This window comes from Acinetobacter piscicola (assembly GCF_015218165.1).
GTDB lineage: Bacteria > Pseudomonadota > Gammaproteobacteria > Pseudomonadales > Moraxellaceae > Acinetobacter > Acinetobacter piscicola_A.
In genome coordinates this window covers 479,599-495,548 of record NZ_CP048659.1, presented here as the reverse complement: position 1 = coordinate 495,548, position 15,950 = coordinate 479,599, and the positions used below count along the sequence as shown (strand labels likewise).

14 protein-coding genes are annotated in these 15,950 nt (G+C 38.3%); 6 read left to right on the top strand and 8 right to left on the bottom strand.

Annotation, left to right across the window (positions count from 1 at the left end; all coding sequences use genetic code 11):
• Nucleotides 1-115: 115 nt before the first annotated feature.
• Complete coding sequence (gene murI, locus G0028_RS02295) at nt 116-982, bottom strand: glutamate racemase (protein WP_130074292.1); 867 nt, start codon at nt 980-982, stop codon at nt 116-118.
• Nucleotides 983-1,029: 47 nt separating this feature from the next.
• Nucleotides 1,030-1,641, bottom strand: coding sequence for a DUF1285 domain-containing protein (locus G0028_RS02290; RefSeq protein ID WP_180046815.1), 612 nt, complete (start codon nt 1,639-1,641; stop codon nt 1,030-1,032).
• A 217-nt stretch (nt 1,642-1,858) separates the two neighbouring features.
• Here G0028_RS02290 and G0028_RS02285 point away from each other — a divergent pair, with 217 nt between their 5' ends.
• Entirely contained in the window at nt 1,859-3,571 is a 1,713-nt protein-coding gene (locus G0028_RS02285) for an electron transfer flavoprotein-ubiquinone oxidoreductase (RefSeq protein ID WP_180046817.1), read from the top strand.
• A gap of 56 nt (nt 3,572-3,627) precedes the next feature.
• Here G0028_RS02285 and G0028_RS02280 read toward each other — a convergent pair whose 3' ends face one another.
• From G0028_RS02280 to tusA, 3 genes are read right to left on the bottom strand one after another with little or no spacing between them, the layout of a single operon-like run.
• Entirely contained in the window at nt 3,628-4,452 is an 825-nt protein-coding gene (locus tag G0028_RS02280) for a nucleotidyl transferase AbiEii/AbiGii toxin family protein (RefSeq protein WP_180046819.1), read from the bottom strand.
• An 18-nt stretch (nt 4,453-4,470) separates the two neighbouring features.
• Complete coding sequence (locus tag G0028_RS02275; RefSeq protein WP_180046821.1) at nt 4,471-5,052, bottom strand: hypothetical protein; 582 nt, start codon at nt 5,050-5,052, stop codon at nt 4,471-4,473.
• A gap of 20 nt (nt 5,053-5,072) precedes the next feature.
• Nucleotides 5,073-5,330 (bottom strand): sulfurtransferase TusA, encoded by a 258-nt coding sequence (gene tusA, locus G0028_RS02270; protein WP_130074287.1) that lies wholly within the window; start codon nt 5,328-5,330, stop codon nt 5,073-5,075.
• A 191-nt stretch (nt 5,331-5,521) separates the two neighbouring features.
• On the opposite strand from tusA, the gene G0028_RS02265 reads away from it, so the two are divergent.
• Nucleotides 5,522-6,361 carry an HlyC/CorC family transporter gene (locus G0028_RS02265; RefSeq protein WP_217431197.1) on the top strand — a complete coding sequence of 280 codons (840 nt, stop codon included), beginning with the start codon at nt 5,522-5,524 and terminating at the stop codon, nt 6,359-6,361.
• Nucleotides 6,358-7,917, top strand: a complete 1,560-nt coding sequence (gene lnt / locus G0028_RS02260) for an apolipoprotein N-acyltransferase (protein ID WP_130074285.1) — start codon at nt 6,358-6,360, stop codon at nt 7,915-7,917. The genes G0028_RS02265 and lnt overlap by 4 nt, the downstream gene beginning before the upstream one ends.
• A 79-nt stretch (nt 7,918-7,996) precedes the next feature.
• On the opposite strand, the gene G0028_RS02255 is transcribed toward lnt, so the two are convergent.
• The 3 genes from G0028_RS02255 to gspF all read right to left on the bottom strand — a co-directional run bounded on the left by G0028_RS02255 (nt 7,997) and on the right by gspF (nt 10,296).
• Nucleotides 7,997-8,332 (bottom strand): hypothetical protein, encoded by a 336-nt coding sequence (locus G0028_RS02255; protein ID WP_180046823.1) that lies wholly within the window; start codon nt 8,330-8,332, stop codon nt 7,997-7,999.
• Nucleotides 8,333-8,605: 273 nt separating this feature from the next.
• The gene (gene gspG, locus G0028_RS02250; protein WP_130074283.1) at nt 8,606-9,043 is read right to left on the bottom strand and encodes a type II secretion system major pseudopilin GspG; all 438 of its coding nucleotides are present in this window, start codon (nt 9,041-9,043) and stop codon (nt 8,606-8,608) included.
• A gap of 47 nt (nt 9,044-9,090) precedes the next feature.
• The gene (gene gspF / locus G0028_RS02245) at nt 9,091-10,296 is read right to left on the bottom strand and encodes a type II secretion system inner membrane protein GspF (RefSeq protein WP_130074282.1); all 1,206 of its coding nucleotides are present in this window, start codon (nt 10,294-10,296) and stop codon (nt 9,091-9,093) included.
• Nucleotides 10,297-10,460: 164 nt separating this feature from the next.
• Here gspF and G0028_RS02240 point away from each other — a divergent pair, with 164 nt between their 5' ends.
• The 3 genes from G0028_RS02240 (at nt 10,461) to G0028_RS02230 (ending at nt 15,836) form a co-directional block, all read left to right on the top strand.
• A complete protein-coding gene (locus G0028_RS02240; protein WP_180046825.1) occupies nt 10,461-12,701 on the top strand; it encodes a primosomal protein N' in 2,241 nt (746 codons plus the stop codon).
• 302 nt (nt 12,702-13,003) lie between these two features.
• Nucleotides 13,004-14,887 (top strand): monovalent cation:proton antiporter-2 (CPA2) family protein, encoded by a 1,884-nt coding sequence (locus G0028_RS02235; RefSeq protein ID WP_174493411.1) that lies wholly within the window; start codon nt 13,004-13,006, stop codon nt 14,885-14,887.
• 73 nt (nt 14,888-14,960) lie between these two features.
• A complete protein-coding gene (locus tag G0028_RS02230) occupies nt 14,961-15,836 on the top strand; it encodes an Hsp33 family molecular chaperone HslO (RefSeq protein ID WP_180046828.1) in 876 nt (291 codons plus the stop codon).
• Nucleotides 15,837-15,950: the final 114 nt, after the last annotated feature.

Here is a 15,950-nt window from a genome sequence, read left to right as displayed (position 1 = left end):
TAAATATTGATCTGCCCCAAACAAATCATGAAGTTATATGCCCTACACTTATAAATATAAATAAATAAAATTAAAGTTTTCTTAATTTTATATGTTGGACTGATCTTGCAGTTTATCAAATAACATCATGAATTGACCATGATATTTTTTCTGGAATTAAATATTTTAGGACGGGTTGTAAAGTATGTGCATTATGACCACTGACATTACACATCAACTGGATTTCATGTTGCAACGGGATTTCGGATAATAACCCATTTTTAATTAAAATTCTTGCCGTTTGTCGTGCAACTGCAAAACCAGAATCCACCAAAGTCAATTGATCTGCATAAATCTGCTGAATCGCTTCTTTTAAAAATGGGTAATGCGTACATCCCAATACTAAATAATCTGCATGTTGTGCGATCACAGGGTCTAAAACTTTTTTTAAGGCTTTTTTACACTGTTCACTATTTTGTAAACCTGCTTCCACAAAAGGTACAAGTTCTAAGCACGTGACTGTGATCACATCAACGCCTGAAGGCTCAGCAAAACGTTGCACGACATCTTTAATCAATTTACCCCGAAATGTCGCAGGGGTTGCCAACACAGCAACAACTTTAGATTTAGTTTGCAATACCGCAGGTTTTAATGCAGGCACTAAACCCACGATTGGAAAATTCTCCCCATAATGTTCACGTAAATAATCCAAACTAAAAGCTGAAGCAGTATTACACGCGACTACCGCAATTTTACAACCTTGGCGATATAACCATTCAATGGCATGAGCTGTAAGCTCACGAATATTTTGGTCATCACGCGCACCATACGGCACATGTGCGGTATCTGCATAATATAAAATACGCTCATTCGGTAAATAGTTGGCAATTTCTTGAGCAACCGACAACCCACCTATGCCCGAGTCAAAAATACCAATGGGGGCATCTGCAGATGCTTTGGGCATTGGATTTTCTAAAGGATATAAAGGGAGAATGGCGCTCATCTGATCCACTACGATATGAGTCAAAAAATTATAGACTAGCTTAAACCTCAAGTGCCCAATTGCAAGTGAAAATCACCACTTTGTAGCGATAAAATCGTATCACCTTGCGCATTTTCGAGCAATGTACCGTACTCAACGAGATGGAAAAATGCGTGACGTTGAATCAATGCATTTATTCCAAAGCGAATATGCACATAAGGTCTTAATTCACCTTGATATTGTCGCATAAAAATCGGATGTTCTGCATCGACCAAAACCACATCTTGATTGCTCGTTGTGACTTGTAAATATGTTTGTCCGCCAATCTCAACTTGATTGACTTGATTCACCAATAAAGGTTCATCTTCCACTTCAATTTCAATTTGCTCAACAGGGGTTTTTAAATAAAACTTCCCGTCTTCCTTCCACAGCACTGTACTGAACAGATCTAAGAGTGCTTGACGTTTGATCAATTGACCTTCGTGCCACCATTCTCCATTGGCTTTTACCTTTAAATCCATTTTGCCACAATGCTTTGGTTGCCATTGCTGTAAAGGGGGTATTGACCTTTTGTGACCCGACTGTACACCTTTTAAGTATTGTGCAATGCTGATTAAGTTTTTATTATCAGAATCAGGCTGATTTTGAGCCTCTGATGTTGGATTATTTTGATTTACCATGGTTTATGCCTTGCTGACTAAAAAATAATACGACTCAGCCAATTGGCTAGATCAAGGTTTATAACTATACTAGCGCAAAATATATTAATGATACGAGTCCTAATTCGTATCACGGAAGTTTAGAACACTCACGGCAGCACCGATTTATTGTTGTTCGATTTAAAATTAAAGCAATGATGCACACGGTTGCCACCCTTAGAAATATGAGGAGTCCTACATGGAACACATCGAACGTGAATCGATGGAGTTTGACGTAGTGATCGTAGGCGCAGGTCCTGCGGGTCTTTCTGCTGCGATTAAAATTCGTCAATTGGCTATTGAAAACAACCTCCCAGACCTTTCCGTCTGTGTTGTTGAAAAAGGCTCTGAAGTTGGTGCGCATATCCTTTCTGGTGCTGTACTTGAACCTCGTGCTATTAATGAGCTTTTTCCGAACTGGAAAGAAGAAGGCGCACCTTTAAACGTGCCTGTCACAGAAGACAAAACATTCTTCTTAATGTCAGCTGAAAAGTCTCAAGAAGCACCGCATTGGATGGTACCTAAAACCATGCACAATGACGGCAACTATGTCATCTCTTTAGGTAACGTGGTTCGTTGGTTAGGGACTAAAGCTGAAGAATTAGAAGTGTCTATTTTCCCAGGCTTTGCTGCTTCTGAAGTCCTTTATCATGAAGATGGTTCTGTAAAAGGCATTCAAACAGGTGATATGGGCATTGGTAAAGATGGCGAACCGACGCACAACTTTACCCCAGGTTATGAACTTCATGCCAAATACACCATTTTTGCAGAAGGCTGCCGTGGTCACTTAGGTAAACGCCTCATTGCAAAATACAACCTAGACCAAGATGCCGATCCACAACATTATGGTATTGGGATCAAAGAACTTTGGGAAATCGACCCTGCAAAACATAAGCCTGGTCTTGTCATGCACGGTTCGGGTTGGCCATTGGCTGAAACAGGTTCTTCAGGCGGTTGGTGGTTATACCATGCTGAAAATAACCAAGTGACTTTGGGTATGATCGTAGATTTATCTTACGAAAACCCACACATGTACCCATTTGCTGAAATGCAACGTTGGAAAACCCATCCACTGATCAAGCAATATCTTGAAGGTGGTAAGCGTATTTCATACGGCGCACGTGCAGTCGTAAAAGGTGGTTTAAACTCACTGCCTAAATTGACGTTCCCAGGCGGTTGCTTGATTGGTGATGATGCAGGTTTCTTAAACTTTGCAAAAATCAAAGGCTCGCATACGGCTATGAAGTCAGGCATGCTCTGTGGTGAAGCTGTATTTGAAGCGATTGCTGCGGGTGTTGAAAAAGGTGGTGAAGTTGGCTATGCACGTGTTGCTGAAGGCGAAGATTTCTTCATCAAAGAATTAACCTCTTATACAGACAAATTCAACAATAGTTGGTTAAAAGAAGAGTTACATCGTTCACGTAACTTTGGCCCTGCAATGCATAAATTCGGTTTATGGATGGGTGGCGCATTTAACTTTATCGATCAAAACATTTTTAAAGTGCCATTTACATTGCATGACTTAGTGCCTGATTTCAGTGCATTAAAAACTGTAGATGCGTCTACATTCAAACCGAACTATCCAAAACCAGATGGTAAGTTGACTTTTGACCGCTTGTCTTCTGTATTCGTTTCAAATACAGTTCATGAAGAAAATCAGCCTGCGCACTTGAAGTTAACGGATGCCTCTATTCCTGTAAATGTAAACTTACCAAAATGGGATGAGCCTGCTCAGCGCTACTGCCCTGCGGGTGTTTATGAAATCATGGAAAATGATGACGGCTCTAAGCGTTTCCAAATCAACGCTGCGAACTGTGTTCACTGTAAGACTTGCGATATTAAAGACCCTTCACAAAACATCACTTGGGTAACACCTGAGGGTGGCGGTGGTCCTAATTACCCTAACATGTAATTTCTTTTTGACATAAAAAATAAACCCGCCGAGTGCGGGTTTATTTCTTTGTATATTTAATTTAATTCTAATAACCCAACATCAAATAAAGATTGAGTAAAATTATCCCAAAATTTCTCAAAATTTTTCGGAATATGCTTATTATCAGTAAATCCAAACTCACTTTTTTCAGCTTTCCATCGCTGAGATAATTCTCTTCGAGCATCAGCCAAAATCAATTTCTTCGGGCTTAAATAGTCTTCTAAAATGATTCCATCCCGCTCACACTCAGCTTTTAAAGTTTCAATTGTAGAGAGTTGTGAATTAATATTTTTAAAAGATGAATGCTTTAACAAATAGGTTAAATCAAAAATATCTTTGAAACGAGGATTCACAATACATTGATGCAACTTCCATGCAATTTGTGTCGCTAAAGAAGGCGTTTGTGATAAGTTAAAATTCTTTCCAACCAATGGAATGTATGTCAGATTGTACTGAAAATCAGAAATTTTTAAATTGAATGAAACATCAATATTAACATCAATTTTCTGCCCATTAATCCATGCAAGTATAGAAGTACTGACTGTTGGAAAATCATCAGACATCACATAATCTAATTCCCACCAATAGTGTTCTTTTGAAAATGCTTCATAGCGAATACCATCATTCAAATCAACGGTCGTTAAATAATTCATCCACTCATTTAAATGATCTTCTACAAAACTTCGATCTACAAGCGGTTTTAGACATACCCAATCTAAATCTTGAGGCTTCCGTTCAATATATGCAGGAAAATATTGTCGAGTTAAAAAACTACCTTTCAACATAAAAGGGAAATAGTGATGACTTTTAGCAAAACGTCGAATCAGCCCTTCACATGCAAGTTGTCTCATTTCATTCATTTTAGTCTTCTTTGTTATTCAAATACTGAGCCAACCTTGATCTAAAGCGATATTACTATCATAAATACAGCACTCTACTCTTTCTTTAATGAGTTTTCTATTTTGATTGTATAATTCCGCTTTTAATTGTACTAATCTTGCCAAAAAAATCGAGGCATCACCATATTCACGCAAGGTTAAAAATCTATATTTTTCAAAATTTTTTAATGAATTATAAGACAAATGAACTCGATGAATTTCACAGAATATTTTTAATTCTAAAAGATGTTTATATTCAATTTGTCCATGCCATTCATAATAATCGATTTTAAAATCATTGCTTACATCTTTAAAAAAAGGAATTTCATATTTTTTTCGAATGATGGCTATTTGATTTTGTTCAAAAAGATCAATCCAACGTTGTACGGCTTGATGTACTCGTGTTAACTGATTTTCTTGCATTTCTTTTGAAAGCATAATTTGACGTGGGTGATCACCTCTAGCAAGAATGATTTCAAGAGGCTTCGCATCCAATTCCAAACAAACTTTTTTAAATTTGAAAAATGATTCCTCATTTTTCAAATCAGCAGTCAGATGCACTTCTATTTTTTGTTTTTGCATCTATTTTCCTTAAAAAATCATCAGCCTTTTTGCACCAAATAATGAAATTCTTTATTGCCCTGCTCATCAAGTTTTTCTTCTTGCAAAAGTAGCTCATGTCCCAAATGCATACAGAACTTTGGAATATCCCAAGAGGTTGAATTATCCGTTGCAAAAACCTCAACAATATCACCTGATTTGGACTTACGAATCGCTTGATGCAACATCATCACAGGTTCAGGACAACGCAAACCACGAGTATTCAACTGTATGCTCGGTGTAGGCAACTGTTCAGACATATTCATTCTCAAAATCAGGAAAAGAGTGATCTGATTTTAACATAAACTTCCTTGATGAATCAGCACTGTCTCTTCTCTACAAAATGACGCATAGTTTCATCATCTCAATGCATTTATTCGATAGACATCTGTATTTTCTAAGGTATGATAAAAATTCGATTATTTGATATTTAGAGTCTTTAGGAAAGATCATGCACGAGGAATCAGGCACGTCGTGGGGAATGCGTGGCTTACGCAAATGGTTAGGTACAGCACCCGAAACTCGCGATGAATTGCTAAAATTAGTACAAGATTCACGTCGTTTTTTAGAACCCGATACCGTTGCCATGTTAGAAGGCGTTTTAGACCTTCCTGCAACAAAAATTCGTGAAGTCATGACCCCACGAACTGCAATGGTTAGCTTACAAGAAGACGACCAATTACTTGATATTTTGCATGTTTTAATCGAATCTGCACATTCTCGTTTTCCTGTATTTTCAGCCGACCAACCTGAAAATGTTGTGGGTATTTTACTTGCAAAGGACTTATTACCTTACTTAACTGATCGCACCATTAAGGTTGATGTGCATAGCATTATGCGTCAGCCTCTGTTTGTCCCTGAAAGTGCGCGTTCTGACCAAGTTTTGCGTATGTTGAAAAATACGCAAACCCATATTGCCATTGTGATTGATGAATATGGTTCTACAGCAGGTTTGGTCACTTTAGAAGATATTTTAGAAGAGATCGTGGGTGAAATTGAGGATGAACATGACAATGTTGATGAAGAGGCTCAATTTATTCTCCCCGACCCTTCACATAACACAGCCAATGCGTGGATCGTACAAGCACTTACACCAATTGAACACTTTAACAATGTTTTAGATGCTGATTTTTCTGACGATGAAGTAGAAACTATGGGCGGTCTATTGCTTCAAGAAATGGGCTTAGTAAGTGACTTACAAGGACAAGTGATTGAACTTGAATCATGGCAATTTACCATTATTGAAGCAGATGCCCGCACTATTCATCTGATTCGAGCTGTACGTAAATGAGAGCCTATTTTGACAAATTACTAAATCCGTCAGAACAACAAAAGCAAATTCCTTTTATTATTCCACTTTTAATTTGTTTGATGTCAGGTGCGGTGTTTAGTCTCGCACTTGCCCCTTTTCACTGGTGGTGGCTGGCTATTTTATCGCCTGCACTTCTTTATGCGAGTCTTAAAGGACGTAATCCCAAACAAGCATTCATTTTGGGTTGGAGCTATGGTTTTGGTCTATGGTTCGTTGGTGCTTTTTGGCTCTATACATCCATTCATACTTATGGCGATACAAATGCAGTTCTAAGCGTCCTCATGATCATGATCATGGCGCTGTTAATGGGTTTATTTACAGCCGTTCAAACATGGTTATATCGACGCTTCTTCCCAGAAACGCCTTTAACCTTTGCACCGCTTTGGGTCGCATTTGAATGGGCAAAAACATGGGTATTTACAGGCTTTCCGTGGTTATTTGCAGGTTATGCCTTCACTGAACGCTTCTTAGATGGCTATGCACCGTTATTTGGTGTCTTTGCAGTGTCATTTGTCGTGATTATTCTTGCTTGTGCACTCGTTGAGATTTTGCATAAAAAACTGATTTGGATCATTCCTTCAGCCATTTTATTACTGGGTGCTTGGGGTGCTTCATTTATTCATTTTGTGCAACCTAAAGCTGAGAAACCACTTTCTGTTTCACTCATTCAAGGCAATATTCCACAAGATTTAAAATGGCTGACTGAATATCAAATCAAGACCTTACAAATTTATGTAGAGTTAACCCGTAATGAATGGGGACGTGATCTGATTGTTTGGCCTGAGTCTTCTATTCCTTTATTCCAAAGTGATATTCCTGACTTTTTACACATGATGGATGAAAAAGCCAAGCAAACAGGTTCAGCATGGGTCACAGGGATTCCTTATTGGGACTTACAAGAGTCCAAACAAGTGGGACATCCCATGTATTACAATAGCATGATGGCTTCTGGTACAGATTCATCAGGTCTATATAAAAAGCAACGCCTTGTTCCTTTTGGTGAATACATTCCATTATCAGGTTTACTGAGTTGGGTGCTTCCTGCTCTACAAAATGACCCATCTATGAGTGGTTTCTCTCGTGGTGAAAGTGATCAAAAACCTTTTAAAATCAAAAATCATGAACTTGCAGCAGCAGTTTGTTATGAGGTGGCATATCCGAACTTGACACGTCGTAATGCGAGCAATAGTGATTTTCTGGTGACTGTATCTAATGATGCGTGGTTTACAGGTACAGCAGGACCTCAACAGCATTTACAAATGGTACAAATGCGCGCCAAAGAAAATGGACGATGGTTTATTCGTGCGACGAACACAGGGGTTACTGCTTTTATTGACCATAATGGTCATATTGTGAAACAAGCACCTATGGATCAAAAGGCAGTTTTACGTGGTGATTTACCCGCAATGCAAGGTGAAACTTTGTATACACGCTTAAGTGATTGGCCAATTTTAATCTTCTCTTTGTTATTATTGGTTGTGGGTTGGATATATCGTCCACGTAAAGTTGATGTAAGTTTTAAGTCTAGACGTTGATTTCACTACATCAGCAACTTTATTTTAAAAATAAAAAACCGAGCATCCAAGCTCGGTTTTTTACGTTATCGTCATCTTATTAAATTTGAGTTGCTAAATAAGACAACATACTCGCTAAAAATAGCATAGGCATATAGCGATAAACTCGAACTAAAATGCCATCAAATTTAGATAAATGCTCAATATTTAATGTTGAAACTATTGCATTTAAAGCGTGATAAAAACTGATGATCGCAACTGCGCTAAAGACGCTCAAACCTAAAAAGCCCATCATAATTTGGCTACTTGCATCTAGGTCTTGCCATACATTGAATAATACTCGACTCATCGGCAATAAACTCAAAATCAAAAGAACAGATTTGAGCATAGAACAATGAAATTGATTAATTTCATCTGACAAAAATAATGCTTTCATCTTATTCTCCTTGCAATTTAGTTGCCTTTAAAGAGCATTATGCAAGCTTTTAAATAAATAAAAAGTCTATTTTTATCCATGATTTAACTTTCTTGTAACTATTAAATATGGAAATAATTCTTATTATATATCTCAATAAAATAATTTATTTATTTTTAATATTTATCATCAAGTTACATTTAAACATATAATCAAGAAACATAATCACTTCACTTCATATTTATTCATTCAACTAAGTAAAGTGATTATTTCCTTCACAACAAAGCGATTTAATTAAGGTTGATAATAAATATCCGCATCATTGCCTTCACCACCTTGCTGACCATCTGCACCAAACGAATATAAATCGAATGGACGACCTTCAGAACCTGGAATCACATATTGCACATCATTTTCCCAACTGTCTTTTGGATAACCACCTTTCAAATACCCCCCTGGCATCCAATTTTTCGCATTGGCAGGTTGATTCACCAAAGCATCTAAACCACCTTCTTGAGTATTAGGGAAATGTCCATTGTCCAATTTATATTGGTCTAAAGCACCCGCAACACCTTTTAAAGTAATTTTTGTGGTATCCACTTTGGCTTTTTCGCCACGTCCCATCACATTCGGTACGATCAGTGCAGCCAACACACCTAAAATTACAATCACCACCATCACTTCAATCAGTGTAAAACCCGATTGTTTATTTCTATTCATTTTCCTTTGCATTTACTTACTCTCTAAAATTATTTATAAAAATAATCAAAATATTTCGCTTAAATCATATTGTTCATATTGACGATTGGCAACATCACAGCGATCACAATCACCAAAACAATACCTGCCATAAACACCAACATCAAAGGTTCAAGCAGTGCCAATAACGTTGAAATAAACGTACTCACTTCACGATCTTGCATATCTGAAGCACGCTCTAACATACGATCTAACTCACCTGATGCTTCGCCACTTTTAATCATTTGCACCATCATCGGTGGGAAATAACCACAACGTTCTAATTGAGTTGCGAGATTCCCTCCTTCCGTGACTTTTTCTGCAGCAATATTCACAGCATCACGAATGATCCAATTATTACTGACGGCTGCGCCAATTTTCAGTGCATCTACCAATGGAACACCTGATTTGGTTAAAATGGACAAGGTACTGGCAAAACGTGCCGAATTTATACCACGGGATAATTTACCAAATAATGGCAACCTGAGTGCTAAACGATCAAAAGCATAATGACCTGCGGTCGTTTTTAAAAAACGTATAAGCAAGAAAATACCCATCACACTTGCAACCAACACAAAAGGCCATGAAGTACGAATAAAATCACTGGCTTTCATCAATGCGACCGTAATCCAAGGTAAGGCTTGTTTACTTTGATCAAAGGTTTTAACAATGTCAGGGACTACATAAGTCATCAATCCCATGACGATGCCAAACGACATGAGCATCAAAATGATGGGATAGATCATGGCACCTTGTACTTTCTTTTGCATGGCAAAACGGTTTTCGGTGTAATCTGACAATTGATCTAAAATTAAATCCAAATGCCCTGAACGCTCACCCGCAGCAACTGTGGCAATGTATAAGTCTGGAAAACTTCCCGATTGTTGCATCGCTTGTGCCAAAGAATGCCCTTCAAGCACTTTAGAGCGCACAGCTAACAGTAAGTTTTGTACATGTGTTTTTTCACTTTGTTTGGCAACAGCACGTAAAGCCTCTTCAAGTGGAATAGATGCCGCAACCAACACTGATAACTGACGCGTCATCAGTGCCAACTCATAGGCTGAAAATTTCTTTTGAAATAATCCCGTACTTTTACTTTTATCCTTTTGCTCGACAGCGTCAACGGTCACTGGAATCCATTCTTTATCCCGCAATTGTTGTCGAATTTGGCGTGCTGAATCTCCCTCTAACACACCTTTTTGTTGCTTTCCTGAAGCATCAATAGCAGTAAATTGATATGCTGGCATTATAATGCTCTAGTTTTCCCAAATTCTTGTCTCTTAGCAGTTGCATAAGACCCTTAAAATCATTCATATTCTAAGACATTATTCAAAGATCATCATGACTGCTACACTCTATCATACGCTCAACGCTACACGATACTTTTTCATTCAAGTGTAATTCATCATTTATGCCAAACTCTGTAAATGCCACCTCGCCTGTATCCGAACCCACCATCTACCGTGTACGCGTTGCTGTACCCGTATTTTTATATGACCACTTTGACTATAAAGTAACGGCAGAGCAATATGCTCAAGCAGATGTAGGTATGCGTGTCGCTGTGTCTTTTGGACGGCAAAAGCTTGTTGCCATTATTACTGAAAAATTAGCAATAGATGAACCACTTGACCCTCGTTTTCAACTTAAATTTGTCACTGAATTTTTAGATGATCGTCCAATTCTAAATGACAAAGTTTTAAGTTTGTTGACATGGGCAGCACAATATTACCAATTTCCAATGGGTGAAGTCATGCACACGGCTTTGCCGACATTATTGCGCCAAGGTAAACCGTACAACTTACTCGCACGTGTTTGGAAAGTATTAGATTTACATGCCGAAGATAAAGTTAAACGCTCTGAAAAACAGCAAGATGCTTATAAAATTTTAAAATTACACCCTCAAGGCACACAAGAAAATATTTTAAATCTGAGCGGTATAGAAACGGCAACCTTAAAAGCGTTGGAAAAGAAAGAAATCATTGTCTGTGATTTAGAGCCACAAAACTTTAAACCTGAGCCTGTTCGTTTGGCACAAATGCCACTCACAGCAAATGATGAGCAGAAAAAAGCCATTCAAACCATTTTAAAAGCTCAAAAAAAATATCAAGCATTTTTACTCGATGGTTTGACAGGCAGTGGGAAAACTGAAGTCTATCTGCAAGTTATGCAAGAGGTCTTAAAGCAAGGCAAACAAGTACTCGTACTAGTGCCCGAAATCGGTTTAACACCGCAAACCGTCAGCCGTTTCCAATCTCGTTTTCACTGCAATATTGCGCTGTTACACTCAGGTTTAAATGATAGTAAACGCTTACAAGCATGGCAGCACACTGAAACAGGAAAAGCCTCGATTATTCTAGGAACACGTTCTGCAATTTTCACCCCCATGCCTAATCTGGGTTTGATTATTCTGGATGAAGAGCATGATCTTTCCTTCAAGCAACAAGAAGGTTTTCGTTATCACGCCCGAGATGTTGCCTTGTATCGTGCACATTTGGAAAATTGTCCGATTATTTTAGGCTCTGCGACACCAAGCATTGACAGTTATTGTTTAGTCCAACAAGGCAAACTCACTCGCTTAGAGTTAAATCAACGTGCAGGTACAGCAGTCATGCCTAAAATGCACGTCATTGATTTAAAAATCAGTAAAAAAACCGCAGGTTTAAGCGAGCAATTGATCAGTGAAATTGGTAAACGTCTAGAGAAAAAAGAACAAGTTTTAATTTTTTTAAATCGACGTGGCTATGCTCCTGTCCTGATTTGTGAAAGTTGTGGATGGCAAGCCAATTGTCCACATTGTGATGCACATTTCACCCTGCATTTAAAACCTTATTCGCATTTACATTGTCACCATTGTGGGACGATTAATCGCTTACCTGATGCTTGTCCTGAATGTCAGCAAGAGACCTTAAAACCGATTGGCATGGGTACAGCCAAAGTGGAAGAAGCACTTAATGAGCTATTCCCTAAATATCCTGTACTCCGTGTCGATCGTGACTCGACGAGTCGGGTTGGCAGTTGGCAAAAAATCTATGATCAGATCCAAAAAAGTGAACCCACCATTTTATTAGGTACACAAATGTTGGCAAAAGGACATCATTTTCCTTATGTCACTTTAGTGGCGATTTTGGACATCGATACAGGTTTATTGAGTGTTGACTTTCGTGCTACAGAACGCACAGCGCAGTTAATTGTACAAGTGGCAGGACGTTCGGGACGTGGTGAGAAAAAGGGTGATGTTTATTTACAAACATTAAGACCTGAGCATCCACTATTAAATATATTATTGAATGAAAATTATCGGGCTTTTGCCAAACAAACATTAGCAGACCGAAAAATTGCTCAAATGCCGCCCTATCGTTACGCGATTTTGATCCGTTGTGAGTCAAGAGTTCAACAGGATAATCAAAGCTTTTTAACGGAAATGACCCAACAATTAAGACAACAGTCAGCGGAAAATTTAATCGATATTTGGGGACCTATTCCTGCCCCTATGGAGCGTAAAGCAGGTCGTTATCAAGCTCATGTTGTTTTACTCTCGCATGACCGTGCCAAAATGCACTTTTATGTTCGTCAATGGTGGCAATATGTACTTCAACAAAAACCTTCTCAAATGAAACTGACCATTGATGTCGACCCACAAGAGTTAAGCTAATGTTGATTTGCACACTATATAGGGTAGAGCAACAAGATAACGTTCAGCTTTATCAAGTCTAATATCTTTATGGCCATCATGTTAGAAATTTTTTTGTTACTTCTGCCCTATGAAAAATAAATTATGACCGCTCCCTATCTCAATTGTTCAATAACATATGGGTGCTATGCCAAAAAGCCATAATTAATTTTATAGAATGATGCAAAAATACAGTACAGGTAAAACATGCAGTCTCAGTAAAACTACTGAGTGCATTTAAAAATCAAGGTACAATTTCTAAAGTAAAAAATCAGGACAGGTCAATGTCACCGTTATTACAAATAACGCTTTTTCTAGGTGCAGCATTAATACTCGTACCTTTAGGTAAAAAATTTGGGATCGCTACAGTTCTCGGCTATCTCTTTACAGGAATCTTACTCGGCCCTAGCGTTTTTAATATTGCCAGTGATCCCGAAGAAATTATGCACCTTGCCGAATTTGGCGTGATTTTACTGATGTTTCTCATCGGGCTAGAACTACGCCCACAGCGTTTATGGGAAATGCGTCAATCCATTTTTGTCATGGGTAGCTTGCAAGTTGTTGTGACAGGCATCGTGCTCATGGGAACCGTGTTTTTACTGTTACAACAATCACTTTCTGCAAGTTTTGTCATTGGTTTTGCGCTAGCCCTGTCTTCCACAGCTTTCGTTCTACAGCTTTTATCAGAAAAACAACAACTCAATACCACACATGGTCAGCAATCTTTTTCTATTTTACTGTTCCAAGATATTGCAGCGATTCCCTTACTTGCAGTAATACCACTGCTCTCAGGGAATGAATCTACCCATCATGGTATTGCTTATTTTGCAGCGATTATTGCAACCTTTACAGGACTGTTTTTATTTAGTCGCTATGTCATGCGCCCTTTTTTCAGATTTGTGGCAAAAAGTGGCGCCACTGAACTACTGACTGCTGTGGGTTTATTTATTGTCCTTGCAGTCGTTTTACTCATGGATACGCTTGGCATCAGCACGACGCTAGGTGCATTTTTAACAGGTGTGCTGTTGGCTGATTCAGAATTTCGTCATGAAATTGAAGCTAGTATTTCTCCATTTAAAGGGCTGCTTTTAGGTTTGTTTTTTATGACCGTGGGCATGACTACGCAATTAAATTTGCTGGTGGAACATCCTCTACAAATTATCGGTGCTGCCCTGCTCTTAATCATTATTAAAATGATTGCCATGACCGCAATCGCTCGTTTTAAAAAAATGAATTGGCAAAATAGTTTGATGGTTGCAACCTGTCTTGCTCAAGGCGGTGAATTCGCTTTTGTTGTGTTAAATGTTGCCAAAAGTGAAAAAGTCATTCAGGCGGCCATTTCAGAGCCAATTACATTGGTCGTAACCTTGTCGATGGTCTTTACGCCTATCGTGTTTTGGTTGGTTTCAACATGGGTTTTACCTTTATTTAATAAAGATCAAACACCTGAATATGACGATATTCCAAATCAGCATCCACCGTTAATTATTGCGGGCTTCGGTCGTGTTGGGCAAATTGTGGCTCGTTTAGCCCATATGCAACATTTTCCTTTTACAGCCATTGACCATAACTTACAAAAAATAGACTTTGTACGGCGCTATGGCGGTACATTGTATTATGGTGATGTGACTTTGCCTGATTTATTACGTTCGGCAGGCATTGAACAAGCAAAAGTATTTGTGCTTGCCATTGATGACGTAGAAGATTCAATGAATGTGGCACGCCATATCCGTTTAAATTATCCAAATTTAACGTTATTGGTCCGTGCACGTGACCGTTATCATATGCACTTATTACGTGATTTAGGTGTTAAGCATATTTGGCGCGAAACCTATTTAACGTCTTTAGGCATAGGGTACCGTACTTTATGTGAATTGGGTTTAGACAAGTCAACTGCTTATGACAGCGTTGAGTTATTTAGAAATTATGATGAAGAACTCTTAGCACGCCAACAACGTATTTATACAGATGAACAGAAAGTATATGAAAGTTATCGTGATTTCATATCAGAACTTGAGCATTTATTTGAAAGCGATGCGCAAATCACACAACATGATGCAGACCAATTTGAAGACAATCCTGATATTGATGAGTCAGGTTTAGAACGCAAAGAGGTATTAAAACACACCGATGATCGTATCAATGTAACCCGTGATCATCAAAACTAAGCGGATATTTCTAAAAAAGTATGCTTGTGATTTACAATATCGTCACCATTTAAACAGGGATTTGGAGAATTTTATGTCTGATTTACGTCAACGTTTTTATATTGAAGATAGCCCTGTTCGTGGTGAAGTTGTGCATTTAGAAAATGCTCTACAGACAATTTTGGCACAACGTCAATATGCACCAGCAATTCAAATACTATTAGGTGAAATGCTCAGTGCAACCGCTTTGCTTGCAAGCACATTAAAAATTAAAGGGCGTATCAGCTTACAAATCCAAGCACAAGGCAGCTTTAAGTGGGCAATGGCTGAATGTAATCATTTAGGCGAAATCCGTGCGCTGGCAGATTATGAAGAAGATCCACGTTTTGCTGATGCAAAAGACAGTAGTACCGTACTCGCTACGCTCACTTCACCTGTATTATTTATTAATATCGAGCCTGAACATGGTGAACGTTATCAAGGAATTATCGCATTAGATCAACCTACTTTGGCAGGTTGCTTGATGCAATATTATGACCTGTCTGCACAAATCCCCACCCGCATTGTTTTAGCAAGTACCGCAGAGCGTTCAGGCGGCTTACTCATTCAACTCTTACCTCGTAATGATGATGAAGAACAACAATGGGTCGATGAAGACTTGTGGCCACGCCTCACCATGTTAACTGAAACACTAAAACATGATGAACTGACTGACTTAACAGCGCAAGATATGCTCTATCGTCTCTATAATGAAGAAGAAGTTCGTTTACCTGAAGCTGAGCAACTCAAGTTTTCATGTACTTGTTCACGTGAAAAATGTGCGAACGCACTGATTCAAATTGGTTTAGAAGCAGTAAAAGAAACCTTAGAAGTCAACAACCCAATCGATATGGATTGTCAATTTTGCAATAAACGCTATCAATTTACTGCAAAAGAAGCCCTCAGCTTATTTGGTGAACATTTAAGTTAGTAAAAATAAAAAATAAATTAAGTGACACTAAGTAATTTAATTTATTCAGAAAATGTGTCTTGCCTTTCTTTAAAAAAAGAGTAAATCTAGATTTACTCTTTTTTAATTATAAGA

Excerpts from the sequence above, each read along its gene's own strand:
- lnt (WP_130074285.1), top strand. The coding sequence starts at position 6,358 with ATGAGAGCCTATTTTGACAAATTACTAAATCCGTCAGAACAACAAAAG.
- G0028_RS02240 (WP_180046825.1), top strand. The coding sequence starts at position 10,461 with ATGCCAAACTCTGTAAATGCCACCTCGCCTGTATCCGAACCCACCATC.
- gspG (WP_130074283.1), bottom strand. The coding sequence starts at position 9,043 with ATGCAAAGGAAAATGAATAGAAATAAACAATCGGGTTTTACACTGATT.
- tusA (WP_130074287.1), bottom strand. The coding sequence starts at position 5,330 with ATGTCTGAACAGTTGCCTACACCGAGCATACAGTTGAATACTCGTGGT.
- G0028_RS02275 (WP_180046821.1), bottom strand. The coding sequence starts at position 5,052 with ATGCAAAAACAAAAAATAGAAGTGCATCTGACTGCTGATTTGAAAAAT.
- G0028_RS02290 (WP_180046815.1), bottom strand. The coding sequence starts at position 1,641 with ATGGTAAATCAAAATAATCCAACATCAGAGGCTCAAAATCAGCCTGAT.
- G0028_RS02285 (WP_180046817.1), top strand. The coding sequence starts at position 1,859 with ATGGAACACATCGAACGTGAATCGATGGAGTTTGACGTAGTGATCGTA.
- G0028_RS02265 (WP_217431197.1), top strand. The coding sequence starts at position 5,522 with ATGCACGAGGAATCAGGCACGTCGTGGGGAATGCGTGGCTTACGCAAA.
- gspF (WP_130074282.1), bottom strand. The coding sequence starts at position 10,296 with ATGCCAGCATATCAATTTACTGCTATTGATGCTTCAGGAAAGCAACAA.
- murI (WP_130074292.1), bottom strand. The coding sequence starts at position 982 with ATGAGCGCCATTCTCCCTTTATATCCTTTAGAAAATCCAATGCCCAAA.
- G0028_RS02230 (WP_180046828.1), top strand. The coding sequence starts at position 14,961 with ATGTCTGATTTACGTCAACGTTTTTATATTGAAGATAGCCCTGTTCGT.
- G0028_RS02235 (WP_174493411.1), top strand. The coding sequence starts at position 13,004 with ATGTCACCGTTATTACAAATAACGCTTTTTCTAGGTGCAGCATTAATA.
- G0028_RS02280 (WP_180046819.1), bottom strand. The coding sequence starts at position 4,452 with ATGAATGAAATGAGACAACTTGCATGTGAAGGGCTGATTCGACGTTTT.
- G0028_RS02255 (WP_180046823.1), bottom strand. The coding sequence starts at position 8,332 with ATGAAAGCATTATTTTTGTCAGATGAAATTAATCAATTTCATTGTTCT.